20 protein-coding genes are annotated in these 26,218 nt (G+C 61.1%); 9 read left to right on the top strand and 11 right to left on the bottom strand.

What is annotated here, in order from left to right; genetic code table 11:
* Positions 1-156: 156 nt before the first annotated feature.
* The 5 genes from FQ192_RS07655 to cmoB all read left to right on the top strand — a co-directional run bounded on the left by FQ192_RS07655 (position 157) and on the right by cmoB (position 3,704).
* Entirely contained in the window at positions 157-615 is a 459-nt protein-coding gene (locus tag FQ192_RS07655; RefSeq protein ID WP_149658050.1) for a hypothetical protein, read from the top strand.
* Positions 616-771: 156 nt separating this feature from the next.
* Positions 772-1,164, top strand: coding sequence for a protease inhibitor I42 family protein (locus tag FQ192_RS07660; RefSeq protein ID WP_149658051.1), 393 nt, complete (start codon positions 772-774; stop codon positions 1,162-1,164).
* A 2-nt stretch (positions 1,165-1,166) separates the two neighbouring features.
* Entirely contained in the window at positions 1,167-1,802 is a 636-nt protein-coding gene (locus FQ192_RS07665; protein WP_149658052.1) for a lysoplasmalogenase, read from the top strand.
* 163 nt (positions 1,803-1,965) lie between these two features.
* Entirely contained in the window at positions 1,966-2,745 is a 780-nt protein-coding gene (gene cmoA, locus FQ192_RS07670) for a carboxy-S-adenosyl-L-methionine synthase CmoA (RefSeq protein WP_178129032.1), read from the top strand.
* A complete protein-coding gene (gene cmoB, locus FQ192_RS07675) occupies positions 2,742-3,704 on the top strand; it encodes a tRNA 5-methoxyuridine(34)/uridine 5-oxyacetic acid(34) synthase CmoB (RefSeq protein WP_149658054.1) in 963 nt (320 codons plus the stop codon). Before cmoA ends, cmoB begins: the two co-directional genes overlap by 4 nt.
* Positions 3,705-3,827: 123 nt before the next feature.
* Here the strand turns inward: cmoB and tadA are convergent, their stop codons facing one another.
* The 7 genes from tadA to treP all read right to left on the bottom strand — a co-directional run bounded on the left by tadA (position 3,828) and on the right by treP (position 13,479).
* Entirely contained in the window at positions 3,828-4,322 is a 495-nt protein-coding gene (tadA, locus tag FQ192_RS07680; protein ID WP_149658055.1) for a tRNA adenosine(34) deaminase TadA, read from the bottom strand.
* Positions 4,322-5,698 carry a multicopper oxidase family protein gene (locus FQ192_RS07685; RefSeq protein WP_149658056.1) on the bottom strand — a complete coding sequence of 459 codons (1,377 nt, stop codon included), beginning with the start codon at positions 5,696-5,698 and terminating at the stop codon, positions 4,322-4,324. The genes tadA and FQ192_RS07685 overlap by 1 nt, the downstream gene beginning before the upstream one ends.
* 273 nt (positions 5,699-5,971) lie before the next feature.
* A complete protein-coding gene (locus tag FQ192_RS07690) occupies positions 5,972-6,262 on the bottom strand; it encodes a PTS transporter subunit EIIB (protein WP_149658057.1) in 291 nt (96 codons plus the stop codon).
* A gap of 2 nt (positions 6,263-6,264) precedes the next feature.
* A complete protein-coding gene (gene ptsP, locus FQ192_RS07695) occupies positions 6,265-8,799 on the bottom strand; it encodes a phosphoenolpyruvate--protein phosphotransferase (protein WP_149658058.1) in 2,535 nt (844 codons plus the stop codon).
* A 149-nt stretch (positions 8,800-8,948) separates the two neighbouring features.
* A complete protein-coding gene (locus FQ192_RS07700; protein ID WP_149658059.1) occupies positions 8,949-10,172 on the bottom strand; it encodes a carbohydrate porin in 1,224 nt (407 codons plus the stop codon).
* A gap of 95 nt (positions 10,173-10,267) precedes the next feature.
* Positions 10,268-11,917 carry an alpha,alpha-phosphotrehalase gene (gene treC / locus FQ192_RS07705; RefSeq protein ID WP_149658060.1) on the bottom strand — a complete coding sequence of 550 codons (1,650 nt, stop codon included), beginning with the start codon at positions 11,915-11,917 and terminating at the stop codon, positions 10,268-10,270.
* Between the two features lie 119 nt (positions 11,918-12,036).
* Positions 12,037-13,479 (bottom strand): PTS system trehalose-specific EIIBC component, encoded by a 1,443-nt coding sequence (gene treP, locus FQ192_RS07710; protein WP_149658061.1) that lies wholly within the window; start codon positions 13,477-13,479, stop codon positions 12,037-12,039.
* A 236-nt stretch (positions 13,480-13,715) separates the two neighbouring features.
* Here treP and treR point away from each other — a divergent pair, with 236 nt between their 5' ends.
* Entirely contained in the window at positions 13,716-14,420 is a 705-nt protein-coding gene (treR, locus tag FQ192_RS07715) for a trehalose operon repressor (RefSeq protein ID WP_149658062.1), read from the top strand.
* A 135-nt stretch (positions 14,421-14,555) separates the two neighbouring features.
* Positions 14,556-18,857: a membrane-targeted effector domain-containing toxin gene (locus FQ192_RS07720; protein ID WP_149658063.1), complete on the top strand. Its 4,302-nt coding sequence runs from the start codon at positions 14,556-14,558 to the stop codon at positions 18,855-18,857.
* Positions 18,858-18,933: 76 nt separating this feature from the next.
* Here the strand turns inward: FQ192_RS07720 and guaA are convergent, their stop codons facing one another.
* From guaA to FQ192_RS07740, 4 genes are all read right to left on the bottom strand, one after another.
* Positions 18,934-20,511: a glutamine-hydrolyzing GMP synthase gene (gene guaA / locus FQ192_RS07725; protein WP_123410248.1), complete on the bottom strand. Its 1,578-nt coding sequence runs from the start codon at positions 20,509-20,511 to the stop codon at positions 18,934-18,936.
* Positions 20,512-20,637: 126 nt separating this feature from the next.
* On the bottom strand, positions 20,638-22,107 hold the full coding sequence (gene guaB / locus FQ192_RS07730; RefSeq protein WP_149658064.1) for an IMP dehydrogenase: 1,470 nt from the start codon (positions 22,105-22,107) through the stop codon (positions 20,638-20,640).
* A 209-nt stretch (positions 22,108-22,316) separates the two neighbouring features.
* On the bottom strand, positions 22,317-22,865 hold the full coding sequence (locus FQ192_RS07735; protein WP_123410247.1) for a sugar ABC transporter ATPase: 549 nt from the start codon (positions 22,863-22,865) through the stop codon (positions 22,317-22,319).
* A gap of 162 nt (positions 22,866-23,027) precedes the next feature.
* Positions 23,028-23,795: a sulfite exporter TauE/SafE family protein gene (locus FQ192_RS07740; protein WP_149658065.1), complete on the bottom strand. Its 768-nt coding sequence runs from the start codon at positions 23,793-23,795 to the stop codon at positions 23,028-23,030.
* A 102-nt stretch (positions 23,796-23,897) separates the two neighbouring features.
* On the opposite strand from FQ192_RS07740, the gene FQ192_RS07745 reads away from it, so the two are divergent.
* The gene (locus FQ192_RS07745) at positions 23,898-24,782 is read left to right on the top strand and encodes a LysR family transcriptional regulator (protein WP_149658066.1); all 885 of its coding nucleotides are present in this window, start codon (positions 23,898-23,900) and stop codon (positions 24,780-24,782) included.
* A gap of 56 nt (positions 24,783-24,838) precedes the next feature.
* Entirely contained in the window at positions 24,839-26,218 is a 1,380-nt protein-coding gene (gene xseA / locus FQ192_RS07750; RefSeq protein WP_123410244.1) for an exodeoxyribonuclease VII large subunit, read from the top strand.

The raw sequence follows: 26,218 nt of genomic DNA on the forward strand, positions 1-26,218 counted from the left end.
CTGCCTGACGGGCTTGGGCAGTGAGCGCTTTGATTATAAGAAAGAACCCCCCCTCAACAAATCAGCCTTAAAAACTGTCATACCTGACAGTTACCTCTCCATGATTTTCTCAGCACACTTCCTGCTCGGCTTTCCACCTATTGAAGGAAGTTACTGATGGCGAAGACCAAAGCAACTCAAGGGGTTTTAGTTGACGGCCAACTAACCATTGAAACAAAAGATATTACAAACCCCACCTCACCGTTACCAATGACAACATTTACCATGACCGCCATGGAATACAAATCCGATAGATTCGAGCCAGGGTTTTATATTACTTGCTATAAAGACAAAGGCCTTTCCAGCGAAAGAAATCTGACTATTAGTTTTCAAACCGGCCACCAGCCCAGCATTGTTGGTTACTCGGAAACTTTCACCTCAGGAACAAATAACCTCCCCTATAGTTTCCAAACAATCAACTACACCGGCAACATCGAAACAATGGTAATAACGCCGGAAAAACGTAGGTATAACGTGATCGATTTCAAAGTTCTGGCAAAAAATATTGATAATAATGAAACCCGTGAACTGACTGGCAGAGGACATATTTCTATCACCGACCTGACGACACCTTAGACTTCAGCGCCCGCCTGCGCGCACTAATGTGACCCGTAAAATGCCTCGAGCCCGTGTAGAGGAATACAGCACGATTGTCCGCGCAGGCAGCGTCACACTTTGTCTCATCTTCAGTTATGCTCGCCGTTCGTCGTGAATGCCGGAGCCACTGACCTTATGTCCCCCACCCGCCTGTTAGTCCCCCTCGCCCTCTCCCTGCTGGCCGGTTGCGCCTCGCAGCAGAGCCAGAACGTGACCGTGGAAAAACAAAGCGAATGCCCGGCCAGGTTGAGCAATGGGCAAAACCTGATCGTGACCCTGCCAAGCAACCCGACCACGGGTTATCGCTGGGCGATCCAGGATTCCGCCGGCGGCGTGTTGCGTGCCCTCAGCCCCGAGGTCTACAGCAACCCCGAAGACGCCGGGATCGTCGGCAGTGCCGGGCTTTCGACCTGGCGCTTTCAGTCTTTCGCCACCGGCACTGGCCGTTTGCGCCTGACCTACTCGCAACCCTGGGCGCCGGAAGTGCCGGCGGTGCAAACCTTCGATTGCGCGATTTCGGTTAACTGATCGTGGGCTGGCTGATTCTGGCGCTGATGGGCGCGGTGACCTTTCTGTATGGGTTGAGCGTACATGCCGCGTTGCTGTGCCTGTTGGTCAAGCCGTTGCCGGTGTTGGCCCTGCTCGGCTGGTTGCACGATGCGCCGCCTACCGAGTATCGACGCTGGATCAGCCTGGGCCTGATTTTCTCCCTGCTCGGCGACGTGCTGCTGGCGTGGCCGGGGGATTTGTTTGTGTTTGGGCTGGGGGCGTTTTTGGTGGCGCATCTGGCGTACCTGAAAGCGTACTTGAGTGATTGCCGACGCTTGGCGTTGTTGCCGTTGGTGTTGGCCGTCGTCGTGGGCGCGGTGCTGTTGGGGATTCTGATTTCCCATGGTTTGGGGCCGTTGCTGGTGCCGGTGATTGTCTATGGCGTGGCGATCAGCGCGATGCTTTGGCGAGCGCTGGCGCGGCTTGGCAGCGATGTGCCCAAGCGCTCGGCGCTGCTGGCGGCGGCGGGCGCGGTGGCGTTTGTGTTTTCCGATAGCGTGATCGGGATCAGCCGGTTTGTGATGCCGTTCGAGGCGGCGCCCTATGTGATCATCCTCAGTTACTGGGTGGGGCAATGGGGGATAACGGCGTCGGCGTTTACTCAAAAACACCGCTGAATCCCTGTGGCGAGGGAGCTTGCTCCCGTTGGGCTGCGCAGCAGACCCAAATCTGGCGAGCGCTGCGCACTCGAACGGGAGCAAGCTCCCTCGCCACAATGGATCGCACTGTCCGCTGCGGTTTATCAGACAACCCGCGCATCCCCCGGTCAATTTGGCTAAAATGCCGGCCTTTTCCACCTACGCCGCTGGAACCGCCGTGAGCAAAGAACCCGATCGCCTTTTCGCCCAGCCTTTGGCCCAGGTGCCTGACTTCGCCTTTAACGAGGACGTGGTGCGGGTGTTCCCGGACATGATCAAGCGCTCGGTGCCGGGTTATCCGACCATCGTCGAAAACCTCGGCGTGCTCGCCGCGCAGTTTGCCCAGCCCAACAGCGTGCTCTACGACCTCGGCTCGTCCCTTGGCGCCGTGACCCAGGCCCTGCGCCGTCATGTGCGCACCGACGGTTGCCGGGTGATCGCTGTGGATAACTCGGCGGCGATGGTCGAGCGCTGCCGCGAATACCTCAACGGCCAGGACTCGATGTTCCAGGAGCTGCTGCCGGTGGAAGTGATCGAAGGCGACATCCTCGCGCTGCAATTCCAGCCGGCCTCGGTGGTGGCGCTGAACTTCACCCTGCAATTCATCGCCCCGGACCAGCGCACCGCGTTGCTCTCGCGCATCCACCAGTCGTTGTTGCCGGGCGGTGCGTTGATCCTGTCGGAGAAGCTGCGCTTCAACGATCCGGAAGAACACGCGTTGCTCACCGACTTGCACGTCGCGTTCAAACGCGCCAACGGCTACAGCGAACTGGAAATCGCCCAGAAGCGCAGCGCTATCGAAAACGTCATGAAGCCCGACAGCCTCGAAGAACACCGCGAACGCCTGTTGGCCGCCGGGTTCTCGAAAGTCGTGCCGTGGTTCCAGTGTCTTAACTTTGCCTCGTTGATTGCCTTGCCATGATTGATCTGTCCCCCCTCGCCCGCCGTCTGGCCGGCACGCCGCTGGCCGATTGGGCCAACACCCTGCAAGCACAACTCGACAAGAAAATGGAGAAGGGCCACGGCGACCTGGAGCGCTGGCAAAGTGCGCTGGACGCCTTGCCGAAGATCCAGCCGAGTGAAGTCGACCTGCTCAATGGCCTGACCCTGGACACCGATTGCGACGACGAAACCCGCGCGCAGATGCGTACGGCGTTGATGGGTTTGTCGCCGTGGCGCAAGGGCCCGTTCGACCTGTTCGGCGTGCACGTCGACACCGAATGGCGCTCGGACTGGAAGTGGTCGCGGGTTGCACCGCACCTGGATTTGAAGGGCAAACGCATCCTCGACGTCGGCTGCGGCAACGGTTACTACATGTGGCGCATGCTCGGCGCCGGGGCCGACAGCGTGATTGGTGTTGACCCGAACTGGTTGTTCTTCTGCCAGTTCCAGGCCGTGCAGCGCTACTTGTCCGAACCCAACGCCTGGCACCTGCCGTTTCCCTTCGAAGACCTGCCGCCAAACATGGAAGGCTTCGACACCGTGTTTTCCATGGGCGTGTTCTACCATCGTCGTTCGCCGATCGAGCACTTGCTGGCGCTGAAGGATTGCCTGGTCAAGGGCGGCGAACTGGTGCTGGAGACGCTGGTGATCGAAGGTGATCAGCAGCAGGTTTTGGTGCCGGAAGATCGTTATGCGCAGATGCGCAACGTGTGGTTCCTGCCGTCGGTGCCGGCGCTGGAGTTGTGGCTGCGGCGTGCCGGGTTTACCGAGGTTCGTTGCGTGGATGTCAGCGTGACCACCGTCGAGGAACAGCGTGGGACGGAGTGGATGAAGTATCAGTCGTTGAGCGATTTCCTTGATCCCGAGGATCACAGCAAGACGATCGAAGGCTTGCCGGCGCCGATGCGCGCGGTGATTGTCGCTCGCAAGCCAATCTAATTCCCCCCGCCCCTGATCGTTCCCACGCTCTGCGTGGGAATGCATCCTGTGACGCTCTGCGTCACGCCCGCGAAGGGACGCGGAGCGTCCCGGGCGGCATTCCCACGCAGAGCGTGGGAACGATCAGTCCCTGCTGGCTCTTCGGGCCTTGAAAAACTCGCTAAGCACCGCGCCACACTCCTGCGCCAACACCCCGCCTTCAAACAACACCCGGTGATTCAAGAAACCCTGGGTAAAAAACTGCCCCTGGCTCTGCACAATCCCGGCCTTGGGCTCCAGGGCGCCGTACACCACCCGCGCGATCCGCGAATGCACGATCAGGCCGGCGCACATGCTGCACGGCTCCAGGGTCACGTAGAGGGTGCTGCCGGGCAGGCGATAGTTGCTGGCGGCCAGGGCGGCGGCGCGGATCGCGACCATTTCCGCGTGGGCGCTGGGGTCGTGGCCGCTGATCGGGCAGTTGAAGCCGCGACCGATGATTTCCCCGTCCTGCACCAGCACCGCGCCCACCGGCACTTCGCCAAGGGCCGCGCCCTGGGCGGCGAGGGCCAGGGCTTCGCGCATGAAATCCTGATCGCGGCTGCGGTCGATGATTGCCGCAGGACGAATCTGGCGCATCACGCCACCTCGATGGCGGCCATCAGGCCGGTTTCCATGTGGTCGATCACATGGCAGTGAAACATCCAGACGCCCGGGTTATCCGCCACCAGCGCCACTTGCGCGCGCTCGTTCTTGCCCAGCAGGTAGGTGTCGGTGAAGTACGGGATGACCTTGTGCCGGTTCGAGGCAATCACCTTGAAGCTCATGCCGTGCAGGTGAATCGGGTGCTGGTATTGGGTCATGTTCTTCAATTCGAAAATGTAGCTCTTGCCCTTCTCAAGCTTGGCAATCGGGCGGTCGGCGCAGGTCTTGTCGGTAATGTCCCAGGCCTTGCCGTTGATCTGCCACAGGCTTGGCGGCTTGCCGTTGTCGACGTTGACCGACACCGAGCCCACCCATTCGAAATTGAAGTTGAGTTTCTCGGCATTGGCCAGGTCCGGCTCGGCCACCGGGTTGGCGGGCAGCGCGGGCGGCCATTGGGTCGGGGTGTCGCTGTTGGCCACCGAACGCAACGTGCCCAGACGCACCGGCCCGTTGCGCAAGGATAGCTCTTCACCGGCCGGCGGCGCCTTGATCGCCAGGCAGATGCGCATGCCGGGGCCGAGCCAGTATTCCTTGCCCAGCGGGCGCGGTTCGATGGGGTTGCCGTCCAGCGCATAGATCTGCGCTTCGACGCCGGGAATATTGAGGCGATAGGTCAGGGTGTTGTCGAGGTTGAGGAGGCGCACGCGGGTGATTTGCCCGGCGGGCAGGTCGATCACCGCTTGAGGCACGCCATTGATCGTCGACAGCCGCCCCGCCGTGCCGCCACGAGCCGCTTCGCGAGGAATGCTGAAGGCGACGAACGCTCCTTCTTCATCGACGTGCCAGCTCTTCAGGCTCAAGGTTTTTTCATACTTGAAACCGGTGGGCTCGCGCTCTTCGATGATCAACGGACCAACCAGGCCACGGCCGAGTTCTTCGCTGCTGTTCACGTGCGGGTGATACCAGTAGCTGCCGGCGTCCGGCACGCGGAATTTGTAGTCGAAGTATTCCCCCGGCAGCACCGGAAGCTGCGAGACGTAGGGCACGCCGTCCATTTCCAGCGGCAGGCGGATGCCGTGCCAGTGAATGGTGGTGGCGACCGGCAGGTGATTGATGAAGCGCACCCGCAGCCATTCGCCCTGACGCACGCGCAACTCGGTGCCCGGCGCCGACGGGCCGAACGCCCAGGCTTGGGTCTTGTGCCCGGCCACCAACTCGACGTCCAGCGGCGCGGCGATCAGTTCGTAGTCGTGGCCCGCCTCGGCGTCGGCCATCTTGCCCAGCCAGTAACGCGACGCGCCACCGGCCCCCACGCCAACCACCACAAGACCGGCCAGACCACCGAGTATTTGTCGACGGGTAAAGGACATGAACTCAACTACCTCACGTATCAGCGACAGGCCAGAGGCCCGCAAAAGGCGAATACGATACACCTGCGGTTGAGAAACAGTAAGGGTGGGGCGGCAATGGGACACAGGGACATCATGGCTGGCAAAGCCTCTGTGGCGAGGGCGCTTGCTCCCGCTGGGACGCGAAGCGGCCCTAAAACCTGCAATCGAGTTTTATTAGACACTCCTCGTCTGATGGTTTTGCGACTGCTTCGCAGCCGAGCGGGAGCAAGCTCCCTCGCCACAGGTGATCGGTTATGGTTTAAGGCCGGTGATCAGGTGCATCACGCCGCCATCCAGCAGCATGACGCCGGGCACCCCCGCCCGATTCAACGCCTGCCGATCCACTTGCCCCACATCCCGCAACTCCACCCGCACCCGGGTCAGCGCCACAGGCTGCTGCGACTTGAGGTTATCCACCCCGCCCAACGCGGCCACGATATCCCCGGCCAAACCTGCAACCGGTTTAACCACCTGCTTGGGCTCATCGGCCACCAGATCCGGGGTTAACGCTTTCCAGAACGCCCGCTGCATTTTCTCGAACATGCTCAGTTCTCCAGAACCAGTGAAGTATCGACCGTGGCCTCGTGGTACAGGCGCAACGCCTCGCGCACTTGCTCGGCGCTTTCCAGCCCCAGCACTTGCTGGGCGATGGCCTGGCAATCCGCCAGATCCACTTCGCGCACCGCCGCTTTGACGGCTGGAATCAGCGGCACGCTCACCGACAGCTCATCCACCCCCAACCCCAGCAGCAGCGGGGTCGCCAGGGTTTCCGACGCCAGCGCCCCGCACACGCCCACCCATTTGCCGTGGGCATGGGCCGCTTTGACGGTGCCGGCTATCAGGCGCAGGACCGACGGGTGAAAGCTGTCGGCCTGACTGGCCAGGCGCGGGTGATCGCGGTCCATGGCCAGGGTGTATTGGGTCAGGTCGTTGGTACCGATGGAGAAGAAATCCACCTCGGGCGCAAACAGGTCCGCCATCAATGCCGCTGCGGGCACTTCGATCATGATCCCCAACTTCGGCAGTTCCGTGAGCCCCAGCGCCAGCGCCTCCTCTTCCAGCAGTTGCCGGGCCAGACGCAATTCCGAGAGCTGCGCGACCATTGGCAACATGATGTGCAAACGGGCCAGTCCGGCGCTGCTCAGGATCGCCTTGAACTGATCCCGCAGCAGTTGCGGACGCTCCAGGCACAGGCGAATCCCGCGCATGCCGAGGAACGGGTTGGTTTCGCTGTCCATCGGTACATAGGCCAGCGGTTTGTCGCCGCCGACATCCAAAGTGCGCACCACCAGATTGCGATTCGGCCCCAAGGCGCGGGCGATGGCGCTGTAGGTGGACGCCTGTTCGTCGTGGCTTGGTGCGTGGTTGCGGTCCAGATAGAGGAACTCCGAACGCAACAGCCCAACGCCTTCGCCGCCCAACGTCATGGCTTGCTCGGTTTCCGCCAGCGAGGCGACGTTGGCCGTGACCTCGATGTGATGCCCGTCGCGGGTACACGCGGGGAGCGCGGCGTGGGCCAGTTCATGTTGATGGCGTTTCTGCCGTTGCTGGCGGTTGGCTTGCAGTTGCTCGATGGCGGCCAGGTCCGGGTCGAGGTGCAGTTCGCCCTTGTCGGCGTCGAGCAGCACCTGGGTGCCATTGGCCAGCGTCAGCACTTGCACCGGTAACCCGCAAATCGCCGGCAGGCCAGCGGCCCGGGCCAGAATCGCGACGTGGCTGGTGGCGCCACCGCCCACCGTGGCGAAGCCCAGCACCTTGCGGGTGTCGAGCCCGGCGGTCTGGGAGGGGGTCAGTTGTTCGGCGATCAGGATGGCGCCGTCCGGCAATTCCAGAGCGCTGTCCTCCACGCCGAGGATCCGTTTGAGCACCCGTTGCCCGACATCCGCCAGATCCGCCGCCCGCTCCGCCAGCAGGGCGTTGCCCATGCCCTTGAACAAAGTGGCCGTCGCCTCGGTGGCCGCGCGCCAGGCGAACGCCGCGCTTTTGCCTTCGTCGATCAGCCCCTGCGCCACTCCCAGCAAAGTCGGGTCTTCGAGCAGTTCCTGATGCGCCTTGAAGATGTCTGCTTGCGCGTTGCCCTTGGCGTTGTCGCGTAACTGTTGCAGGGACGCCTGCGCTTCGGCCAGGCCCCGGGCCAGGTGATCGTGTTCCTCCAGCGGTGTGGTGCCGAGCTCAATGACTTGCAGTGTTTGCTCGGCGATCTGCACCACTTGGCCAAACGCCGATCCGGCGGAGGCACACACGCCGCGCAACACGGTCAGCGTCGGAGTCTCGGTTTCCTTCGCGTCAACCTGGGTCGAGGCCGCGCCGGCTTCACCACAGCCATTGATCAACAGCTCGGTCAATGTCGTGATCGCCGCTTCAGCATCCGGGCCCGCCGCGCTGACTTGCACCACATCGCCGTGGGCGGTCTGCAACGTCATGATCGCCACCAGGGATTTGGCGTTCACGCTGTCCTGCTGCTTGTGCAGGAAAATGCTCGCTGAAAACTGTTTGGCAGCCTGGGCGAACACTGCTGCCGGGCGGGCGTGCAAGCCGTTCGGGTTGGCTAGCGTCACCGGTTTGGAGAACAGCGCCAGGCCTTCCTCCGGCAACCCTTCATCCATCGTTTGCCCGGTGCTGTGCACGCCCAACAATGGCTGGCCACTGTCGACCACGCCCGTTTCGGGCACCAGCCAGGTGAACGGCTCACCGCTGACCACCAGCATCAAGGTCAACAGACTGCGTGCATGCAAGGCGATGTAATCGGCATCGAACTCGATCAGCGACTGCCCGATATCGACCTGCTCGCCCTCTTCGACCAACCGGGTAAACCCCTTCCCCGCCAGGTTCACCGTGTCGAGGCCGATATGCATCAACACCTGCACGCCGTTTTCATCGGTGATGCTGACGGCATGGCCGCTGGCCTGCACATTGCTGATGATCCCGGCCAGTGGTGCACACAAGGTATTGGACGTCGGATCGATGCACAGGCCATCGCCGATCACGCGACTGGAGAACACCGGATCGGGCACCTGATCCAGCGGCATCAATACGCCAGATAGCGGCGCATGCAGTTGCAAATGTTGGGGTGTGGCCATGACGTCACCTGCTGTTTTGTTCTTTTAAAAGACGCTGCGATACCCGTAGGAGCGGCTGAAGGCTGCGATCTTTTCTCCTGGACTCGCTTGAGTCTGGAGCGAAAGATCAAAAGATCGCAGCCTTCGGCAGTTCCTACGAGGTTATGCGTTTATTTCCACCAGTACTCGACCTGCATTCCGACATTCGAACCGTGGCGCGCCGTGCCGAAGGCGCCGCTGTCGGACAACGCCGAGCCCGCCGCCAGTTCATTGGCCGCCCGCTTGGCCGCCTCGTTCCAGCTCGCATAGGTGTAATACAGGCGCACTTCGGGGCGCGCCCAGAATTCCGGGCCCTTGGGCGACCAGGTCGGGGCGAAGGTGAACTTGCTCAACTTGCGCGTCCCGCCGGGAGCCTCGACCTGATCGTGACCCAGTTCGGTCACCAATTTGAACTGCTCGGTGATCGCATAGGCCGGGCGCACCCCGAGGGACAACCAGTTCTGGTCGGCGCCGTCCGGGCGTATGTCTTTCTGATACACCGCCTCGATCTGCCCGCCGAAGCGTGGCGTCACCTGCCAGTCGAAAAACTCGACCACCCGATAGCTTTTATTGCGGTCGTCGAGCTTCACGTCACCGGTATAACCCAACCCGGTGCCGGGGCCTTCGCCGTATTGGAAGGCCAGTTTGTTCTTGCCGCCGAGAAAGCCTTTCTGCACATGCTGGGCGGTAACGGCCCAGCCACGGTGCGCGTCGCGGCTGTCGGGTTTGTCGATGTAGCTCAGGCCCAGTTCCAGCTCGCCGCCGGGGTTGGTGTCGAACCCGGCGACGTTGAAGTCATGCCGGTTGATGTAGTCCTTCTGGTACAGGTTGTCCTTACGCGAATAGGCATAGCTGTATTTCAGATCGCCGATCAACACGTCCTCGATACCGCCACCGGTGGCGCTCTGATTCCAATAGTAGAAGTCGGAAATGTGGATATCGTTGCGCTTGTAATAACGCCGGCCGGCCCACAGCGAACCGCCGTTGAGGCTCGGCATGTTCGACCATTGCGCGTACAGCTGCGGCATGCGCACCGAACCGTTGTCGCCATTGAACGTCAGGTCCTTGTCGTACTGGTTATACAGCGATGCCATGCCATCGACGCTGACCACCGAGCCGTCATCCAGGGTGTACAAATCCTGGCGTAATTCCAGTTCGGCGTACTGTTCGCATTCGTTGCCCAAACGGTATTTGGTCTGTGCGCCCGGCAGTTGAAAACATTGTTGTTTGCCACTGTTCGTCGAGGTCCCGACGCCGCTACGCACGTATCCGCCGAACTCCAGCGCCTGGGCCGAAAGTGGTAAAGCCAGGCACACGCCTGCTGCTACAAGGCTGCGATTTATTGTTGTTTTCATGTGCTACCCCATTATTTTTATTGTGTGCTGCAGCAAAAACGGCGCGCAAAACTCCCCCGCGCAGTGTTCTGCGTGTTTTTAAAATCGGTGTTTTTTTAGTGGTTAGTCAGGTGCAGCACGAACGACTCAAAGGGCCGTAGAAACACCTGCCGATTGCGCGGCGGACAGTCCGGGTAATTGCTGATCACCAGCCGTTGCGACATCCCTTCGCTGAGCACTTCATCCGGCAATTCAACTTCACAGGTTGTGCCGTAGAAGTTGTTCAACACCAGCAATCGCTCATCCTGGCCCTCCCTTGTGTAGGCCCAGACTTGCGTGTGTTCAGGCAGCAATTGCCGGTACACACCGTCGGACATCAGCGCTTCGTTGCGACGCAACGCGATCAACCGGCGGTAGTGATGCAGCACCGATTCCGGGTCGTCGAACTGGCTGGCGACGTTGATCTGCGCGGCGTTGGCCGGCACGCTGATCCACGGTTCGGCGACGCTGAAACCGGCGTTTGGCTCGGCGTTCCAGTGCATCGGCGTGCGGCCGTTGTCCCGGGACTTTTGCATGATCGCCGCCATGTTGTCGGCATCGCTGACCCCGGCATCGCGCTGGAGGCGATGGATGTTCAGGGTCTCGACATCGCGGTACTGATCGATGTGATCGAAGCCCGGATTGGTCATCCCCAGCTCTTCGCCCTGGTACACAAACGGCGTGCCCTGGAGGAAGTGCAACGCGGTGCCGAGCATCTTCGCCGACACCACCCGATGCTCGCCGTCGTGACCAAAACGCGACACCACGCGCGGCTGATCGTGGTTACACCAGAACAACGCATTCCAGCCACCGCCGGCCTGCATGCCGGTCTGCCAATCAGAGAGGATGCGCTTGAGTTGCAGGAAGTCGAAGTCGGCGCGAATCCACTTTTGCAGGTTCGGGTAATCGACCTTCAAGTGATGGAAATTGAAGGTCATCGACAGTTCTTTCGACTCCGGTCGCGAGTAGCGAATGCAGTGCTCAAGGCTGGTGGAAGACATCTCGCCGACGTTGATCAGGTCGTGGCCTTCAAACACTTCGCGGTGCATCTGCTGCAAGTACTCGTGGACGTTCGGGCCGTCGGTGTAGAAGCGGCGACCGTCGCTGTTGTCCTCGGGGAAGTCCGCGGGTTTGGAGATCAGGTTGATCACGTCCAGACGGAAACCGCCCACGCCTTTGTCGCGCCAGAACCGCATCATCTTGAACACTTCGGCGCGCACCTTGGGGTTGTCCCAATTGAGGTCGGCCTGGGTGTGGTCGAACAGGTGCAGGAAGTACTGGCCGGTCTGGGCCTCGTACTCCCAGGCCGAACCACCGAACTTGGATTCCCAGTTGTTCGGCTGGTCGCGCCAGATATAGAAGTCGCGGTACGGGTTGTCGAGACTGCTGCGGGCCTGCTGGAACCATTCGTGCTCGACCGAGGTGTGGTTGACCACGATGTCGAGCATCAACTTGATCCCGCGTTTGCCGGCCTCGGCAATCAGCAATTCGCAATCGGCCATGGTCCCGTAACTCGGGTCGATGGCGTAGTAATCGCTGATGTCGTAGCCGTTGTCGCGCTGGGGCGAACGCAGGAACGGTGTGATCCACAGGCAATCGACACCCAGCCAGTGCAGGTAGTCGAGCTTGGCCACGACGCCAAGCAAATCCCCGGTCGGGTTGCCGGCGTGGCTGTGAAAGCTTTTCGGGTAGATCTGGTAGATCACCGAACGTTGCCAGTCTTGCATGGCGGAATTCCTTCAATTGGTTGTGTATTGGCCTTGAGGGCCTCTTCGCGGGCAAGCCTCGCTCCTACATTGGAATGCGTAACCCTGTAGGAGCGAGGCTTGCCCGCGAAGGCGATCTGTCAGGCAACCCGAAACCCCGGCCGGACAATCTTCATGCTCAACCCACAGGTCAAAACAAACGGCACAACCATCGCGATGATCATCCCGATGACAAACATCGGGATGAACTGCGGAATGATCGAGATAAAACCGGGCAAGCCGCCGACGCCAATCGCCGACGCCTGGACCTTGTTCATCGACAGGAAGATGCAGCCCAGGGCCGAGCCGATCAGCGCCGAATAAAACGGGAATTTGTAGCGCAGGTTGACGCCGAACATCGCCGGTTCGGTGATGCCGAAGTAAGCGGAAATCGCCGAGGTCGAGGCCATGCTTTTGTCCCGCACGTTGCGGGTCATGTAGAACACCGCCAGTGCCGCGCTGCCCTGGGCGAGGTTGGACATGACGATCATCGGCCAGATGAAGGTGCCGCCCTGGGTGGAAATAAGCTGCAAGTCCACGGCGAGGAACATGTGGTGCATGCCGGTGATCACCAGTGGCGCATAGAGCAGACCAAAGATCGCCCCGCCCACCATCGGCGCCAGGTCAAACAGAGTGACCACGCCTTCGGTGATCAGGATGCCGAGGTGCCGGGTTACCGGACCAATCACCGCCAGCGCCAACACGCCGGTGACAACGATGGTGGTGATCGGCACCACCAGCAATTGCACGGCATTCGGCACCCGCGCCCGCAGCCATTTCTCGATGACGCTCATCACGTAGGCCGCCAGCAGGATCGGCAGGATCTGCCCCTGGTAGCCAACCTTCTCGATCTTGAACCAGCCGAAAATATCGAAGTACGGCAGGCTCTGACCGTCGAGCCCGGCCACCGCTTTACCGTAGTTCCAGGCGTTGAGCAGGTCCGGGTGTACCAGCATCAGGCCGAGCACGATGCCGAGGATTTCGCTGCCGCCAAAGCGCTTGGCCGCCGACCAGCCCACCAGCGCCGGCAAGAATACAAACGAGGTGTTGGCCATCAGGTTGATCAGGCTCCAGATGCCATCCAGGCTTGGATACGCATCCAGCAAGGTCTTGCCCTCGATGAACATGCCCTTGGCGCCGATCAGGTTGTTGATGCCCATCAGCAGGCCGGCAATGATCAGCGCCGGCAGGATCGGCATGAACACATCGGAAAACACCCGCACCAGACGCTGCATGGCATTGATCTTATCCGCGCTCTTTTGTTTAACGTCGGCGATGGTCGACGCGGCAAGACCGGTTTGCCGGCGCAATTCGGCGTAGACCTTTTCCACTTCGCCGGGGCCGATCACCACCTGGAACAGGCCACCGGTGAAGAACGAGCCTTTGACCAGATCAATCTGGTTCAGCGTGGCGCTGTTGACCAGGCTCGGGTCCTTGAGGGCCAGGCGCAAACGCGTCACGCAGTGCGCCGCCTGCTCAAGGTTGTCGCTGCCACCGAGGCTGACAAGCAGCTCGCTGGCGATATTCGGATAGTCGTGGCTCATGCTTAATCTTCCGCTGTAGTTTTTTGTTATTGGCAGCACGCCGAAACGAAAAGTACTCGTCTGTACGAGTTAAAGCAACAACTCGTACAGACGAGTTTGATTTTGTTTATCCCGGCGCCGACCGGCGGCGAAATTTCCTACCCCTCAAGTCAAAGAAACCTATTGCCGCATGGACAATTGCCTACCCTGCCCTTAAGGTTCAAAACCTTGAGCACAGCGCGGCATAGAGCCATCCCATGAGTAAATACAACCAGATCTACACCGATCTGCTTGCCAGCATCACCACCGAACGTCTGGAACGTGGCGCGCGGTTGCCCTCCGAAACCGAACTGATGGACAGCTACCAGGCGAGTCGCGGCACCGTGCGCAAGGCCATCGAGCAGTTACAGGAGCGTGGCTTCGCGCAGAAAGTCCACGGTAAAGGCACCTTTGTGCTGTCGACCAACCCGATCGAGTTTCAATTGGGAGGCATCGTCAGCTTCCAGGAAACCTATCCACGCCTGGGCAACGACGTCAGCACCGAAGTGGTCGAGTTTGATCAGATACCGCTTGAGGGCCCGCTGCTGGAGCACATCAAGGCCGAGGCAGGCAGCCTGATCACGCGGATCAAACGCGTGCGGCGGATCGACGGCAAGCGGGTGATCCTCGACATCAACCATTTCGTCAGCGACGTGATTCCCGGCCTGTCCCGCGAAATCGCCGAACACTCGATCTACGCCTTCATCGAACAGACCCTGCAACTGCAAATCGCCTATGCCCAGCGCACCATCGAAGCGGTGCCCCGGGGCAAGGACGATCAGTTGCTATTGGATCTGGATGGCCAGAGCCATGTGATCGTGGTCAGTAACCAGACGTTTTTGCAGGATGGGCGGCAGTTCGAATACACCGAATCGCGGCATACGCTGGATAAGTTCTACTTTTCGGACGTGGCGCGGCGCTGATTCGTACAAGGTCAACGGTTGTATTCCCTGCTTCAGGTCGACCGGAGCCTGCAATAAACAGCGCCGGATCCGACAGCTTTATTGCCTCTTCCTTGGGATAGTGAGGGTGAAAAACACCTGTCAAGGAAGATAGACATGCTTGCAACGCCCCCCGTTTCTCACGCCCCCGAGTTGCCCGGCTCCGCCGATGCGAAGGCACTCAAGGCGCTGGTCCCGGCGCTGATCGACGCCTGCCCCGACCTGTATGACATGGCGACCACCTTCGCCACGCGCATCCTCAATGACCATGGCATCACCACGCTGAAACCCGATCAGGTCTACTGGCACCGCTTTCACGGCTCCCAAAGCAACGACAAGACATTCACCGGCTGGGAGCACCTGGAACACCCCTACGACTCCATGACCCTGACGCAACTGGTGATCACCCGCTTCACCGTGCACGATCAGGACAACGCCGACCTGCTCGACAACGACTGCGGCTTCTACACCGCAGGGCCCGATGTCGGGGTCTACGACCAGACCAATGAGGTCAAGCTGTTCGGCAGCCAGGTGATGAAAGCGTTCTGGGCGTTCAACTTCCTCGATCATTTCCGGACCAGCGCCGAGACATTCTGGAGCCAGCAGGGCGACACGTTCAGGACCCTGGCCAAATGCACCTTCCTGGCCAAAGCCATCGAGGACCGCGAGGGCGGTCGATTGTCGGATGACAACTTCGCTACGGTGATCAAGGCCTGCGCCAGCAATGTCAGTTGGCCGGTGACCCGGACAATGCTCGATGCCTCCATCCAGCCAGGCACCGGCTTACGGCTGCGACGCTTGAAAGTCGGCAACTATGTCGCCAGCGATATCCTGTGCATCGTCGACCAGCAGGGCCGGCAGATCCTCTATGTGCCCGGCGAGGTCTGGGGCTTTCATGTACTCGACAGCACCGAGGACCTGCACTGGTGGGTGATGTCCCAGGTCGAACAGCCCGAGAACCGCAAGCGTTTCATGGCGCATTTCCAGGTGGCCGACCACGACATCATGGAAGACACCGCCAGCCTCACCACTGCGCGGAAGTGGTTGCTGGCGGCCTTCCCGGTGGCGAATCTGCTCAGCACGGTTTTCCACGAACCCCATATCGAAAACGTCGGCCTCAACCACGTGCTGGACCTGCTGTTCAGCGCCTGGAGAAACCACGACCACTCCCTGCTCAGCGTGCAGGATGCGTGGATCAGCAACGACCCGTTCACCCACCTGCGTGACGCGACCCACGCGCGCATGCTCAGCGACGCCGGCTACATGATGCATTCCAACGGCGAGCTGCGAAAAAAACTGTGGATCGGTTACCTGAATGCCTTCGGACGGATGTTCGGTCCGCTGGCGGCGGTGGGCTGGCCGGTGGCCCTGGCAGCGGTAGGGGCAGGCGTTGCGAATATCGGGCTGAATATCGACCAGGCGGTCAACGGCAAGACACCCACCGAGCGCAAGTCCGGGGTGACCGGCGCTGTATTCGCCGTGATCGACACACTCTTCAACGCGATGTTCCTCAAGACCGGCGAGCGCCTGCCCGAGATCGCCCAGGCCAATGACAGCGTGGCCGGCGAAGAACGGCTGGGAGCCGAGATCGCTGATGAAGAGGAGCCGCCCCTGCTGCACAGCATTGCCCCGGAACGAGTGGCGGCGCTGGGCGAGGAAGACAGCTTCCTGGAATCGCTGCGCGCCGAGATCACCGAGAACACCCGCGAAGGCACGGGGGAGCGCCAGGGCATCATCGAGACCCAGAGCGGCAAGACCTACATCTACCTGCGCCAAGGCCTCACGTCTGCCCACTTCCAGGTGCGTTACGTCAAGGAAGCCAAGGGCTGGCTGATCGTTGACCCGAAGAATCCCTGGTCGTTCTACCGCAATGTGCCGGTGCACCTGAACGAATACAAACGCTGGGAAACTGTCGCCAGCCCAGGCCTCAAGGGCGGCAAGCCGATGTTTGGGTTCAAGCCCTGGGGACGCTCGCCATCGCCCCTGCCGACGGTCGAGACCCCGGCTACCGCCTATGACGTCCCCGAAGCCGAGCGGCCCGACCTGCAACGCATCGCCAACCAGGGCGGTGACTTCAAAGAGCTGGACGAACGTTACTCAGGCGGCCATGACCTGGACGACTTCAACGCGTTACGGCACAGGCTGCATGACGATGCCCGGGCGTTTTTCGCCGATCCGCCGCTGCCGGCCCGTCCTGAAATACCGACGTTCGCCGCCGACGCGCCGCCCAAGGTCATTCTCCAGCGCCTGCTCGGGGATAACCCCGGCCTGGTGATCGGCGAAAACCATGCGAGTGACGCCAGTAAACGTTTCCTGATCGAAAACATGCCGCTACTGGCCAAGCAGAAGGTCAAGACGCTGTACCTGGAGCATGTGCTGACGGATTTCCATCAAGCCGACCTGGACCTGTTCAATCGCACCGGCAAGCTGTCTGAGAACCTGGAGAAATACCTGCGGCGGCTAGACAAGGGCCACCACACTGACCCCACCGGCCGGTACACCTTCCTGGAAGTGGTCAGGAGTGCACAAAAAAATCACTTGCGGGTGCAAGCCATCGATTGCGCGGCCAGTTATCGCAGCAAAGGGTTGCTCGGTGTGGAACTGAACTATCGGCAAACAATGATGAATTTCTTCGCGCGCGGGGTCATTGAGGCCGATCAGGCAGCGCGTGGCGTCCACAAATGGGTGGCGTTGGTAGGTAACAGCCATGCCAATACCTACAAGGGCGTGCCAGGTTTGAGCGAACTGGAAGGCACGGTAGGCCTGCGCATCGAAGATGCGCAGATTGGCGAGGCTCGTGGAATAGAGCCGGATCCCGGGCGCACCACCCTGCAGATGGGCGCTGCGCCTACTACCGTCACGAGCGACCTGCGCCTGCAGTTGGAAACGCCCGTCGAAGTCAGTGCGGCGCGCAAACTCGATGCCAGCATGCCTGTGCCCGGCATGTACCGACTCGCTGAAGAACAGGGACAAACGCTGATCGTCAGCCGGGCTCGCGACGGTTGGATCAAGTGCACACTGCTGCAACAGGATAAGGCCGGTTATTTCTTCAATCGGTCCGAATGGACGGGCCTGAACGGCAAGCACTTCAAGACCCTTGAGAAACTGCACGAAGCCCTTCAGGCCCGGGGCATGATCGAGTCCCAGGCTCCGCTCACGCCGGGCGCATCGGGCACAACCGCCCCTACACCCTCGCAGCCATTCAGCGCCTACGATGTGCCGGCGCAGGACCTCGACGAGACGCACATCAAACTCGCCCGGGACGCTGACGGCCAACTGCAACCCATCAGCCGCGGGCAAAGCCAGATCAACCGCGCACGCCAACGCTTGCTCAACGATGCACAGGCGTTTTTCCGCGCGCCTCGGACACTGCCGCCCCGCCCTCAACTGCCCACTCTGACCCCGAACCTCGACGGCGACACCTTCATCGAACAGGTCCTGGAGCATGCGCCGGGCCTGGTCGTGGGCGAGGCTTCGGGAGGTATCGGCAGCAAGCAGTTTCTGATCGAACACATGCCAGCCTTCAGTAGGGCACAGGCCAAAACCCTGTTTGTCAGGGGCCTGGTCACCGAAACCGACCAGGCCGAGCTCGATGCCTTTCATCGCAGCGGCCACCTGTCCACCGAACTGCGCCAGTCCCTGGAAGCGGCGGACCGCGTGGCGGGCAATGACCCCTCCGGGCGCTTCAATCTGTTGCAACTGGTGCGCACCGCCCAGCGCAACAACCTGCGGGTACAAGCCCTGGACTGCATGGCCAGTTCCCCGCTGAACGGTGACGTGCCGAACGACAGCTATAGCCGTCGCTGGATCAATAACTACCTGACTCACCAGCAGATCCAACGCTATGTGCCCAGCGCCAGCACCGAGCGCTGGGTCGCCCTGGTGGACCCGATGAGCACCAATACCTACCGTGAATTGCCGGGCATCAGTGAACTGGAAGGCGCCATCAGTCTGCGTATCGAAGACGTGCCCCAAGGCGAAGGTTCAAGCTTCATGGTCGATCCGGGCACCGAGGCGCCTGAAGAACATGTCGCCAACTTTGTCCTGCCTGATCAACAACTGACGACCCAGCTCGGCCCGGTCACCGTCGGCAGCGACATACGCCTGCAACTGGAAACGCCCTGGCTGCATGCCGGCCAGAAGTCGCTCGGTGAGCAGTTGTACGCCGATGGGCTCTACACCCTCAGCAACGCCTCCGGTGAACTCAAACTGATTCACCGCAGCCGCACCCGCGGGCTGGTCTACACGCCGATTCAGACCAACGCGCAAAACAAGCTGTTCATCGACGCTCCAACCTGGCCCGACATCCATCGCAAGCCGTTCGACACACCGTTGGACCTGATGGACGCCCTGAACGCCAACCACATGACCCTGGCCAACTGGTCAAAACCGCTGCGGGTCGTGCCTGCAGTTTCCTGAGATGCAAAAAGGCCGGGTGAACGTCGTTCACCCGGCCTTTGCATGACAGCGTCAGACCCTCAGGGCCTGTTCGCGATCACTCCCACTCAATCGTCGCCGGCGGCTTGCTCGACACGTCATAAGTGACGCGGGAGATGCCTTCGATTTCATTGATGATGCGGCCGGAAACGGTTTCCAGCAGTTCGTAAGGCAGGTGCGCCCAACGCGCGGTCATGAAGTCGATGGTTTCCACGGCACGCAGGGCCACGACCCAGGCGTAACGACGGCCATCGCCTACAACGCCAACCGATTTCACTGGCTGGAACACCACGAACGCCTGGCTGACTTTGTGGTACCAGTCGGCCTTGCGCAGTTCTTCGATGAAGATGTGGTCAGCGCGACGCAGCAGGTCGGCGTATTCCTTCTTCACTTCACCAAGGATCCGCACGCCCAGGCCCGGGCCCGGGAACGGGTGACGGTAGACCATGTCGTACGGCAGGCCGAGTTCCAGGCCCAGGCGACGGACTTCGTCCTTGAACAGTTCGCGCAGCGGCTCGACCAGTTTCAGATTCATCTCTTCCGGCAAGCCACCCACGTTGTGGTGCGACTTGATCACGTGGGCCTTGCCGCTCTTGGCGCCAGCCGACTCGATCACGTCCGGGTAGATGGTGCCCTGGGCGAGGTACTTGATGTTGTCCAGTTTGTTGGACTGGGCATCGAAGACGTCGATGAAGGTACGGCCGATGATCTTGCGCTTCTTCTCTGGGTCGCTTTCGCCAGCCAGGTTGTTGAGGAACTGGTCTTCAGCGTTGGCGCGGATCACCTTGACGCCCATGTTCTCGGCGAACATGGCCATCACTTGCTCGCCTTCGTGCAGACGCAGCAGGCCGTTGTCGACGAAGACGCAGGTCAGCTGGTCGCCAATGGCTTTGTGCAGCAGCGCGGCAACCACCGAGGAATCCACACCGCCGGACAGGCCGAGCAGTACGTTGTCGGTGCCGACCTGGGCGCGGATGTTAGCGATGGCGTCTTCGGCGATTTTCGACGGAGTCCACAAGGCTTCGCAGCCGCAGATGTCGAGGATGAAGCGCGACAGGATGCGACCGCCCTGCTTGGTGTGGGTCACTTCCGGGTGGAACTGCACACCGTAGTAGCCGCGAGCGTCGTCGAACATGCCGGCAATCGGGCAGCTCGGGGTGCTGGCCAGGATGTGGAAGTCCTGCGGCATCTTGGTGACTTTGTCACCGTGGCTCATCCACACGTCGAGGCCGAACAGGCCATCGGCGTCGATGTGGTCTTCGATGCCGTCGAGCAGGCGGCTTTTGCCGACCACGTCTACGCGGGCATAACCGAACTCACGCAGCTCGGAACCTTCGACCTTGCCACCCAGCTGTTCAGCCATGGTTTGCATGCCGTAGCAGATACCGAAGACCGGTACGCCCAGGTCAAACACCGCTTGCGGGCAGCGCGGGCTGTCGGCGACGTGCACGGACTCGGGGCCGCCGGCGAGAATGACGCCTTTTGGAGCGAATTCGCGAATCGCTTCGTCGTCCATGTCGAACGGATGCAGTTCGCAGTACACGCCGATTTCACGCACGCGGCGGGCAATCAGCTGGGTGTACTGGGAACCGAAGTCGAGGATCAGGATGCGGTGGGCGTGAATGTCGAGGGCCATGGGAAAAAACTCAAAAAGCAGTTGCTAGCTTCAAGCTGCAAGCTGCAAGTAGTCGGAAGCTGCGCGGTAGCTGCGTAAACGCAGTACCGCTTGCAGCTCTTAGCTTGTGGCTTATAGCTGTCGGCTTCAGCCGACCCGATAGTTTGGCGCTTCTTTGGTGATTTGTACGTCGTGCACGTGGGACTCGGCCATGCCAGCGCCGGTGATCCGCACGAACTCAGGCTTGGTGCGCATTTCTTCGATGTCGGCACTGCCGGTGTAGCCCATCGAGGAACGCAGGCCGCCCATCAGTTGATGGATGATGGCGCTCAGGGTGCCCTTGTACGGCACACGCCCTTCGATGCCTTCCGGAACGAGTTTCTCGGCGCCTGCCGAGGAGTCCTGGAAGTAACGATCGGAGGAACCTTGAGCCTGGGACATGGCGCCCAGCGAACCCATGCCACGGTAAGCCTTGTACGAACGACCCTGGAACAGTTCGATCTCGCCCGGTGCTTCTTCAGTACCGGCGAACATCGAGCCCATCATCACGCAGGAAGCACCGGCTACGATGGCCTTGGACAGGTCACCGGAGAAACGGATGCCGCCGTCGGCGATCAACGGCACGCCTGAGCCTTCAAGGGCGGCGGCGACGTTGGCGATGGCACTGATTTGCGGGACGCCGACACCGGCGACGATGCGGGTGGTGCAGATCGAGCCAGGGCCGATACCGACCTTGACTGCGTCGGCGCCAGCTTCGACCAGGGCCTTGGCGGCAGCGCCGGTGGCAATGTTGCCGCCGATGACCTGCACGTCAGGGAAATTCTGTTTGACCCAGCGAACGCGGTCGATCACGCCTTTGGAGTGACCGTGGGCGGTGTCGACCACCACCACGTCAACGCCGGCAGCAACCAGTGCCGAAACACGTTCGCCAGTGTCTTTACCGGTGCCGACCGCCGCGCCGACGCGCAGACGACCTTGATCGTCCTTGCTGGCCAGCGGGTAAGCCTTGGCTTTTTCGATGTCGTTGACGGTCATCATGCCTTTGAGGGCAAATTTGTCGTCGACGATCAGGACGCGTTCGATGCGGTTTTTGTGCAACAACTCGCGAACGTCGTTCTTGTCGGCGCCTTCCTTGACCGTGACCAGACGCTCTTTAGGCGTCATCACTTCACGGACGGTGGCGTCCAGACGGTTCTCGAAACGTACGTCGCGGGAAGTAACGATGCCGACCAGGTCGCCATCGTGCAGGACCGGAACGCCGGAGATGTTGTGCAGGCGGGTCAGTTCGAACAGTTCACGCACCGTGGCGTCAGCCTCGATGGTGATCGGGTCCTTGACCACGCCGGCTTCGTAACGCTTGACCTTGCGCACTTCGGCAGCTTGCTGCTCGATGGTCATGTTCTTGTGGATGATGCCGATGCCACCTTCCTGAGCCATGGCAATTGCCAGACGGGCTTCAGTGACGGTGTCCATGGCGGCAGAAACCAGAGGAATATTCAGCTCGATGCCACGGGTTAGGCGGGTCTTGAGACTGACTTCGTTAGGAAGCACCTCGGAATAACCGGGCACGAGGAGAATGTCGTCGAATGTCAGAGCTTCTTGGCTGATACGCAGCATCGCGGGGGCTCCCGAGCGGGAAAATGGAAGCGCGCCATTATAGTCAGACACCCCCTCGGGTTCAATGTAAAACTCTGTCTATTATCGATGCAGTGATCGACGGGGCATTTACCACACAATCCCGTAGGAGCGAGGCTTGCCCGCGAAGGCGTCATCACTGGCGCTAAAAGCTTCGCGGGCAAGCCTCGCTCCTACAGGTTCAGGTTCGATTACAGCTCGACTTTCACCAGGCTCACGGGCTGGTCCAGCCAATCGGCAAATTCATCGATAAAGCTCTGCTTGAAACCCGCCTCGGCCCAGTTGTTGAAGATGAACCCCAGGTTGGAAAAGCCGCATTCCTGCAGGAACAGAAACCCGTTGATGTCATCTTCATGCCCGCATTCAGGGCAGGTGAAGTTGTCGGTGCGCCCCGGCATCCACTCTTCCAGGCTTTCGAACAGCGCCTCGCCGATTTCCTTGCGGCACTCGGCGCACCCCGCTTCGCCCAGAAACCCCTTGGCCGGCGTGTAGATGCAGCGTTTGGTGATGATTTCCAGGCCATTGACCGGTTCGCCGAACGGCAGCGCTTCCGGGTGCAGCACCACTGCGCGAGCGCCATCGGCCAGCGCGTAGCCCATGCGATTACCGGTACGCCCGCAGGTGGTCAGTTCTTCCTTGACGATGTTCTTGCGCACCAGCCACCGCACGACCGCCCGGGCCCGGGGTTCGTGTACCGGCAATGTGGAAATTTTCGGGACGATGATGCTTTGGGAATTCATGGTGCAAGCCTACTGCGTCAAATGGGAAGTGCTGCGGCGTGGCGGATGGCGCCTTCGCGGGCAAGCCTCGCTCCTACAAGGATCTGCGCGAAACCTGTAGGAGCGAGGCTTGCCCGCGAAAGCGACAGAACGGCCGGCAGCTTAATCCCTGACACACTCAGGTCAAGTACTCAAATACCGCCCGATCAAGGCAATCCCGCTGGCCAGCACCAACCAGGTCACCAGCCGCACGAACGCTTCCCGAGACAGCTTCATCGTCAACCGTCGGCCGATCCACAACCCCAGCGCCATGGCCGGCAACAAGCACACGGCCAATACCAATAAGGGTAGCTCGGCGTACACCCCCGCGACGGCAAACAGGCTCAAACGCACCACGGTGCTGCAACTGATCAGCGCACTCTGGGTCGCCCGGGCCGCGTCCTTGGGCAAGCGACTGTTCAGATAGATCGCATATAAAAAGCCACCACTGCCAAACAACGCCCCGAACATCCCGCCCACCGTGCCCATCGGCACTGCCCAACCGGCGGACAATTGCGTGGGCCGGGTTTTGACCCACAGGCTGTAAACCGCATAGGCGCTGATAAACAGCCCCATCAACAGCAGCAACAGATCGGATTTCAGATTCAGCAGGAAGATCACCCCCAACGTGCAACCCACCGCCATGCAGGGCAGCAATCGCAGCAGCTCGGGCCTGGCCACGTCCCGCCGCGACGGCAGCAGATTGCCGAACGCCGCGACGAAATCCAGCAGCACCAGCAACGGCACGATTTTCGACAGCGGCATGAACAGGATCAGGATCGGCCCCGCCACCAGCGCGGTGCCAAACCCGGCGATGCCAAACACGATGTACGCCAGGGCAATGCCCAGCCCGATCACCAGCCAATCCGTCGCGCCGAACGGCCATTGGCTCAACAACTCAAGCACATTCATTGGCAGGTTTTTCCTTGAAGACCTGTGGATGACTTTAGCCAGCGCCGAGCCTTGCGACTAATATCTTCAAAGTCGCCCACCCATCTCGAAAAGGCATGCCTTGTGCTTTCTACCCGTCAATTGCGTTATTTCGTGGAAATCGCCGAGTGCGGCAGTTTCAGCGCTGCGGCCGAACGCCTGTTTATTGCGCAGTCGGCCCTGAGCCGGCAGATCAAGGACATGGAAACCCGCCTGCAAACACCGCTGTTCGAACGCACCGCGCGCCAACCTCGTTTGACGGCGGCGGGTGAAGCGTTTTTGCCCCGGGCCAGGAATCTGTTGAATGAGCTGACCAAGGCCAGCGAAATGGCGACCCAGGTCGGCAACGGTCAACTTGGCATTCTGCGCCTGAGCCATTCCAGCACCGTGCCAATGAGCGGGCGGCTACTGCGCGGCATCAGCGTTTATCTCGATCAACATCCCGGCGTGTCCATGGACATCGTCAAACTGTCCTCCGAAGCGCAACTGGAAGAGTTGGCCGAGGGTCGCCTGGACGTCGGTCTGCTGCGCTTGCCGGTGCTGCGCCAGCGCGAAGGCGTGCAGATTGTGCCTCTATATAGCGAACGCTTGCTGCTGGCGGTGCCACCGAATCATCGGCTGGCTGTGGATAACTCAGGGCAAGGTATCGATCTGGCGCAGTTGAAGGATGAAGCGTTTATCTCCATTCCCCATCCGCAGCGCGGTGGCCTGAGCTATCTGTCTGCGGAGTTGTGCATGCGCCAGGGCTTCTTTCCCAAGGCCGCGCGGGTGGTGTCGCGCAAAACCACGCAACTGCAATTGATCCAGGCCGGGTTCGGCATTGCCTTGTTGCCGGAATCGATGCAAGACATCGCCCCGCCGGACATCCATTTCCTGCCGCTGGCGGACCCGGATTGCCTCAGCACCGTCGCCCTCGCCTGCCGGCAAAATCCCACAGCATTGGTCCAACAATTCACACAATCCCTGTAGGCGCTGCCTGCGGGTGATCGTGCATTCCCCTGAAGAATGCCTTTATCATGCGCCCCATGATTAAAGATCCCTTTGCAAGACTCGGCCTGGACCGTGAAGTCCTGACTGTCAGCCAGCTCAACGGCCGCGCGCGGGTGTTGTTGGAAGACGTGTTCAGCAATATCTGGGTCGAAGGCGAAATCTCCAACCTCGCCCGCCCAGCGTCCGGCCACGTGTATTTCACCCTCAAGGACAGCGGCGCCCAGGTGCGTTGCGCACTGTTCCGGCAGAACGCCGCCAAGGTACGGCAGGCGCTGAAGGATGGCCTGGCGGTCAAGGTGCGGGGCAAAGTCTCGCTGTTCGAGGGCCGTGGCGACTATCAACTGATCCTCGACACCGTGGAACCGGCCGGTGACGGTGCCCTGCGCCTGGCCTTCGATGCACTGAAAGAAAAGCTCAGCGCCGAAGGCCTGTTCAGTGCCGAGCGCAAAGTGCCGTTGCCGGCCCATCCGCAACGCATCGGCATCATCAGCTCGCCCACCGGCGCGGTGATCCGCGACATCATCAGCGTGTTCCGCCGCCGGGCGCCGCAGGTGCAACTGACGCTGATCCCCACCGCTGTACAGGGCCGCGAAGCCACCGCACAGATTGTCCGCGCCTTGAAACTGGCGGACGCCCGAGGCTTCGATGCGTTGATCCTGGCCCGTGGCGGCGGTTCGCTGGAAGACCTCTGGTGTTTCAACGAAGAAGCCGTGGCCCGCGCCGTGGATGCCTGTGTGACGCCGATTGTCAGCGCCGTCGGCCATGAAACCGACGTGTCGATCAGCGACTTCGTGGCGGACGTTCGCGCCCCGACGCCTTCTGCTGCTGCCGAATTGTTGGCTCCGGATTCCAGCGACCTGGTGCGTCGGGTCGAAAGCCTGCATCGGCGCCTGGTGATGCGCATCCGCGACCGCTTGATGCGTGATCGCCTGCGCCTGGAAGGCATGTCCCGGCGCCTGCGTCATCCCGGCGAACGCCTGCGTCAGCAAGCGCAACGCCTGGACGATCTGGACATGCGCCTGCGTCGCGCCTTCGAACGCAGCCTCAATACCCGCCGCGAACGCTTGATCCGTCTGGAAACCCGCCTCGCCGGGCAACATCCGGGACGGCAACTGGCGATGCTGCGCCAACGCCTCGACAGCCTCGCCGAACGCCTGCCCCGCTCAATGCGCGAAGGCCTCAAGGCCCGGCGCCTGCAACTGCAAAGCCAGATGCAGACGCTGCATGTGGTCAGCCCGCTGGCGACCCTTGGCCGTGGCTACAGCATTTTGCTGGACGAGCGCGGCAACGCGATTCGCAATGCCGCCCAGACCCACCCCGGCCAGCGTCTGAACGCCCGGCTCGGCGAGGGCGAGTTGCAAGTGCGCGTCGAAGACAATCACCTGACGCCTGTCACCCTTTCTCTACTGGATTGA

This window comes from Pseudomonas sp. ANT_J12 (assembly GCF_008370045.1).
Classification (GTDB): Bacteria; Pseudomonadota; Gammaproteobacteria; order Pseudomonadales; family Pseudomonadaceae; genus Aquipseudomonas.

Bases quoted from the DNA above. Each gene is read 5' to 3' on its own strand.
- FQ192_RS07655 (WP_149658050.1), top strand. From the start codon at position 157: ATGGCGAAGACCAAAGCAACTCAAGGGGTTTTAGTTGACGGCCAACTA.
- ptsP (WP_149658058.1), bottom strand. From the start codon at position 8,799: ATGGCCACACCCCAACATTTGCAACTGCATGCGCCGCTATCTGGCGTA.
- FQ192_RS07690 (WP_149658057.1), bottom strand. From the start codon at position 6,262: ATGTTCGAGAAAATGCAGCGGGCGTTCTGGAAAGCGTTAACCCCGGAT.
- treP (WP_149658061.1), bottom strand. From the start codon at position 13,479: ATGAGCCACGACTATCCGAATATCGCCAGCGAGCTGCTTGTCAGCCTC.
- cmoB (WP_149658054.1), top strand. From the start codon at position 2,742: ATGATTGATCTGTCCCCCCTCGCCCGCCGTCTGGCCGGCACGCCGCTG.
- treR (WP_149658062.1), top strand. From the start codon at position 13,716: ATGAGTAAATACAACCAGATCTACACCGATCTGCTTGCCAGCATCACC.
- guaB (WP_149658064.1), bottom strand. From the start codon at position 22,107: ATGCTGCGTATCAGCCAAGAAGCTCTGACATTCGACGACATTCTCCTC.
- guaA (WP_123410248.1), bottom strand. From the start codon at position 20,511: ATGGCCCTCGACATTCACGCCCACCGCATCCTGATCCTCGACTTCGGT.
- FQ192_RS07735 (WP_123410247.1), bottom strand. From the start codon at position 22,865: ATGAATTCCCAAAGCATCATCGTCCCGAAAATTTCCACATTGCCGGTA.
- xseA (WP_123410244.1), top strand. From the start codon at position 24,839: ATGATTAAAGATCCCTTTGCAAGACTCGGCCTGGACCGTGAAGTCCTG.
- FQ192_RS07700 (WP_149658059.1), bottom strand. From the start codon at position 10,172: ATGAAAACAACAATAAATCGCAGCCTTGTAGCAGCAGGCGTGTGCCTG.
- FQ192_RS07685 (WP_149658056.1), bottom strand. From the start codon at position 5,698: ATGTCCTTTACCCGTCGACAAATACTCGGTGGTCTGGCCGGTCTTGTG.
- tadA (WP_149658055.1), bottom strand. From the start codon at position 4,322: ATGCGCCAGATTCGTCCTGCGGCAATCATCGACCGCAGCCGCGATCAG.
- FQ192_RS07720 (WP_149658063.1), top strand. From the start codon at position 14,556: ATGCTTGCAACGCCCCCCGTTTCTCACGCCCCCGAGTTGCCCGGCTCC.
- FQ192_RS07660 (WP_149658051.1), top strand. From the start codon at position 772: ATGTCCCCCACCCGCCTGTTAGTCCCCCTCGCCCTCTCCCTGCTGGCC.
- treC (WP_149658060.1), bottom strand. From the start codon at position 11,917: ATGCAAGACTGGCAACGTTCGGTGATCTACCAGATCTACCCGAAAAGC.
- FQ192_RS07740 (WP_149658065.1), bottom strand. From the start codon at position 23,795: ATGAATGTGCTTGAGTTGTTGAGCCAATGGCCGTTCGGCGCGACGGAT.
- cmoA (WP_178129032.1), top strand. From the start codon at position 1,966: ATGCCGGCCTTTTCCACCTACGCCGCTGGAACCGCCGTGAGCAAAGAA.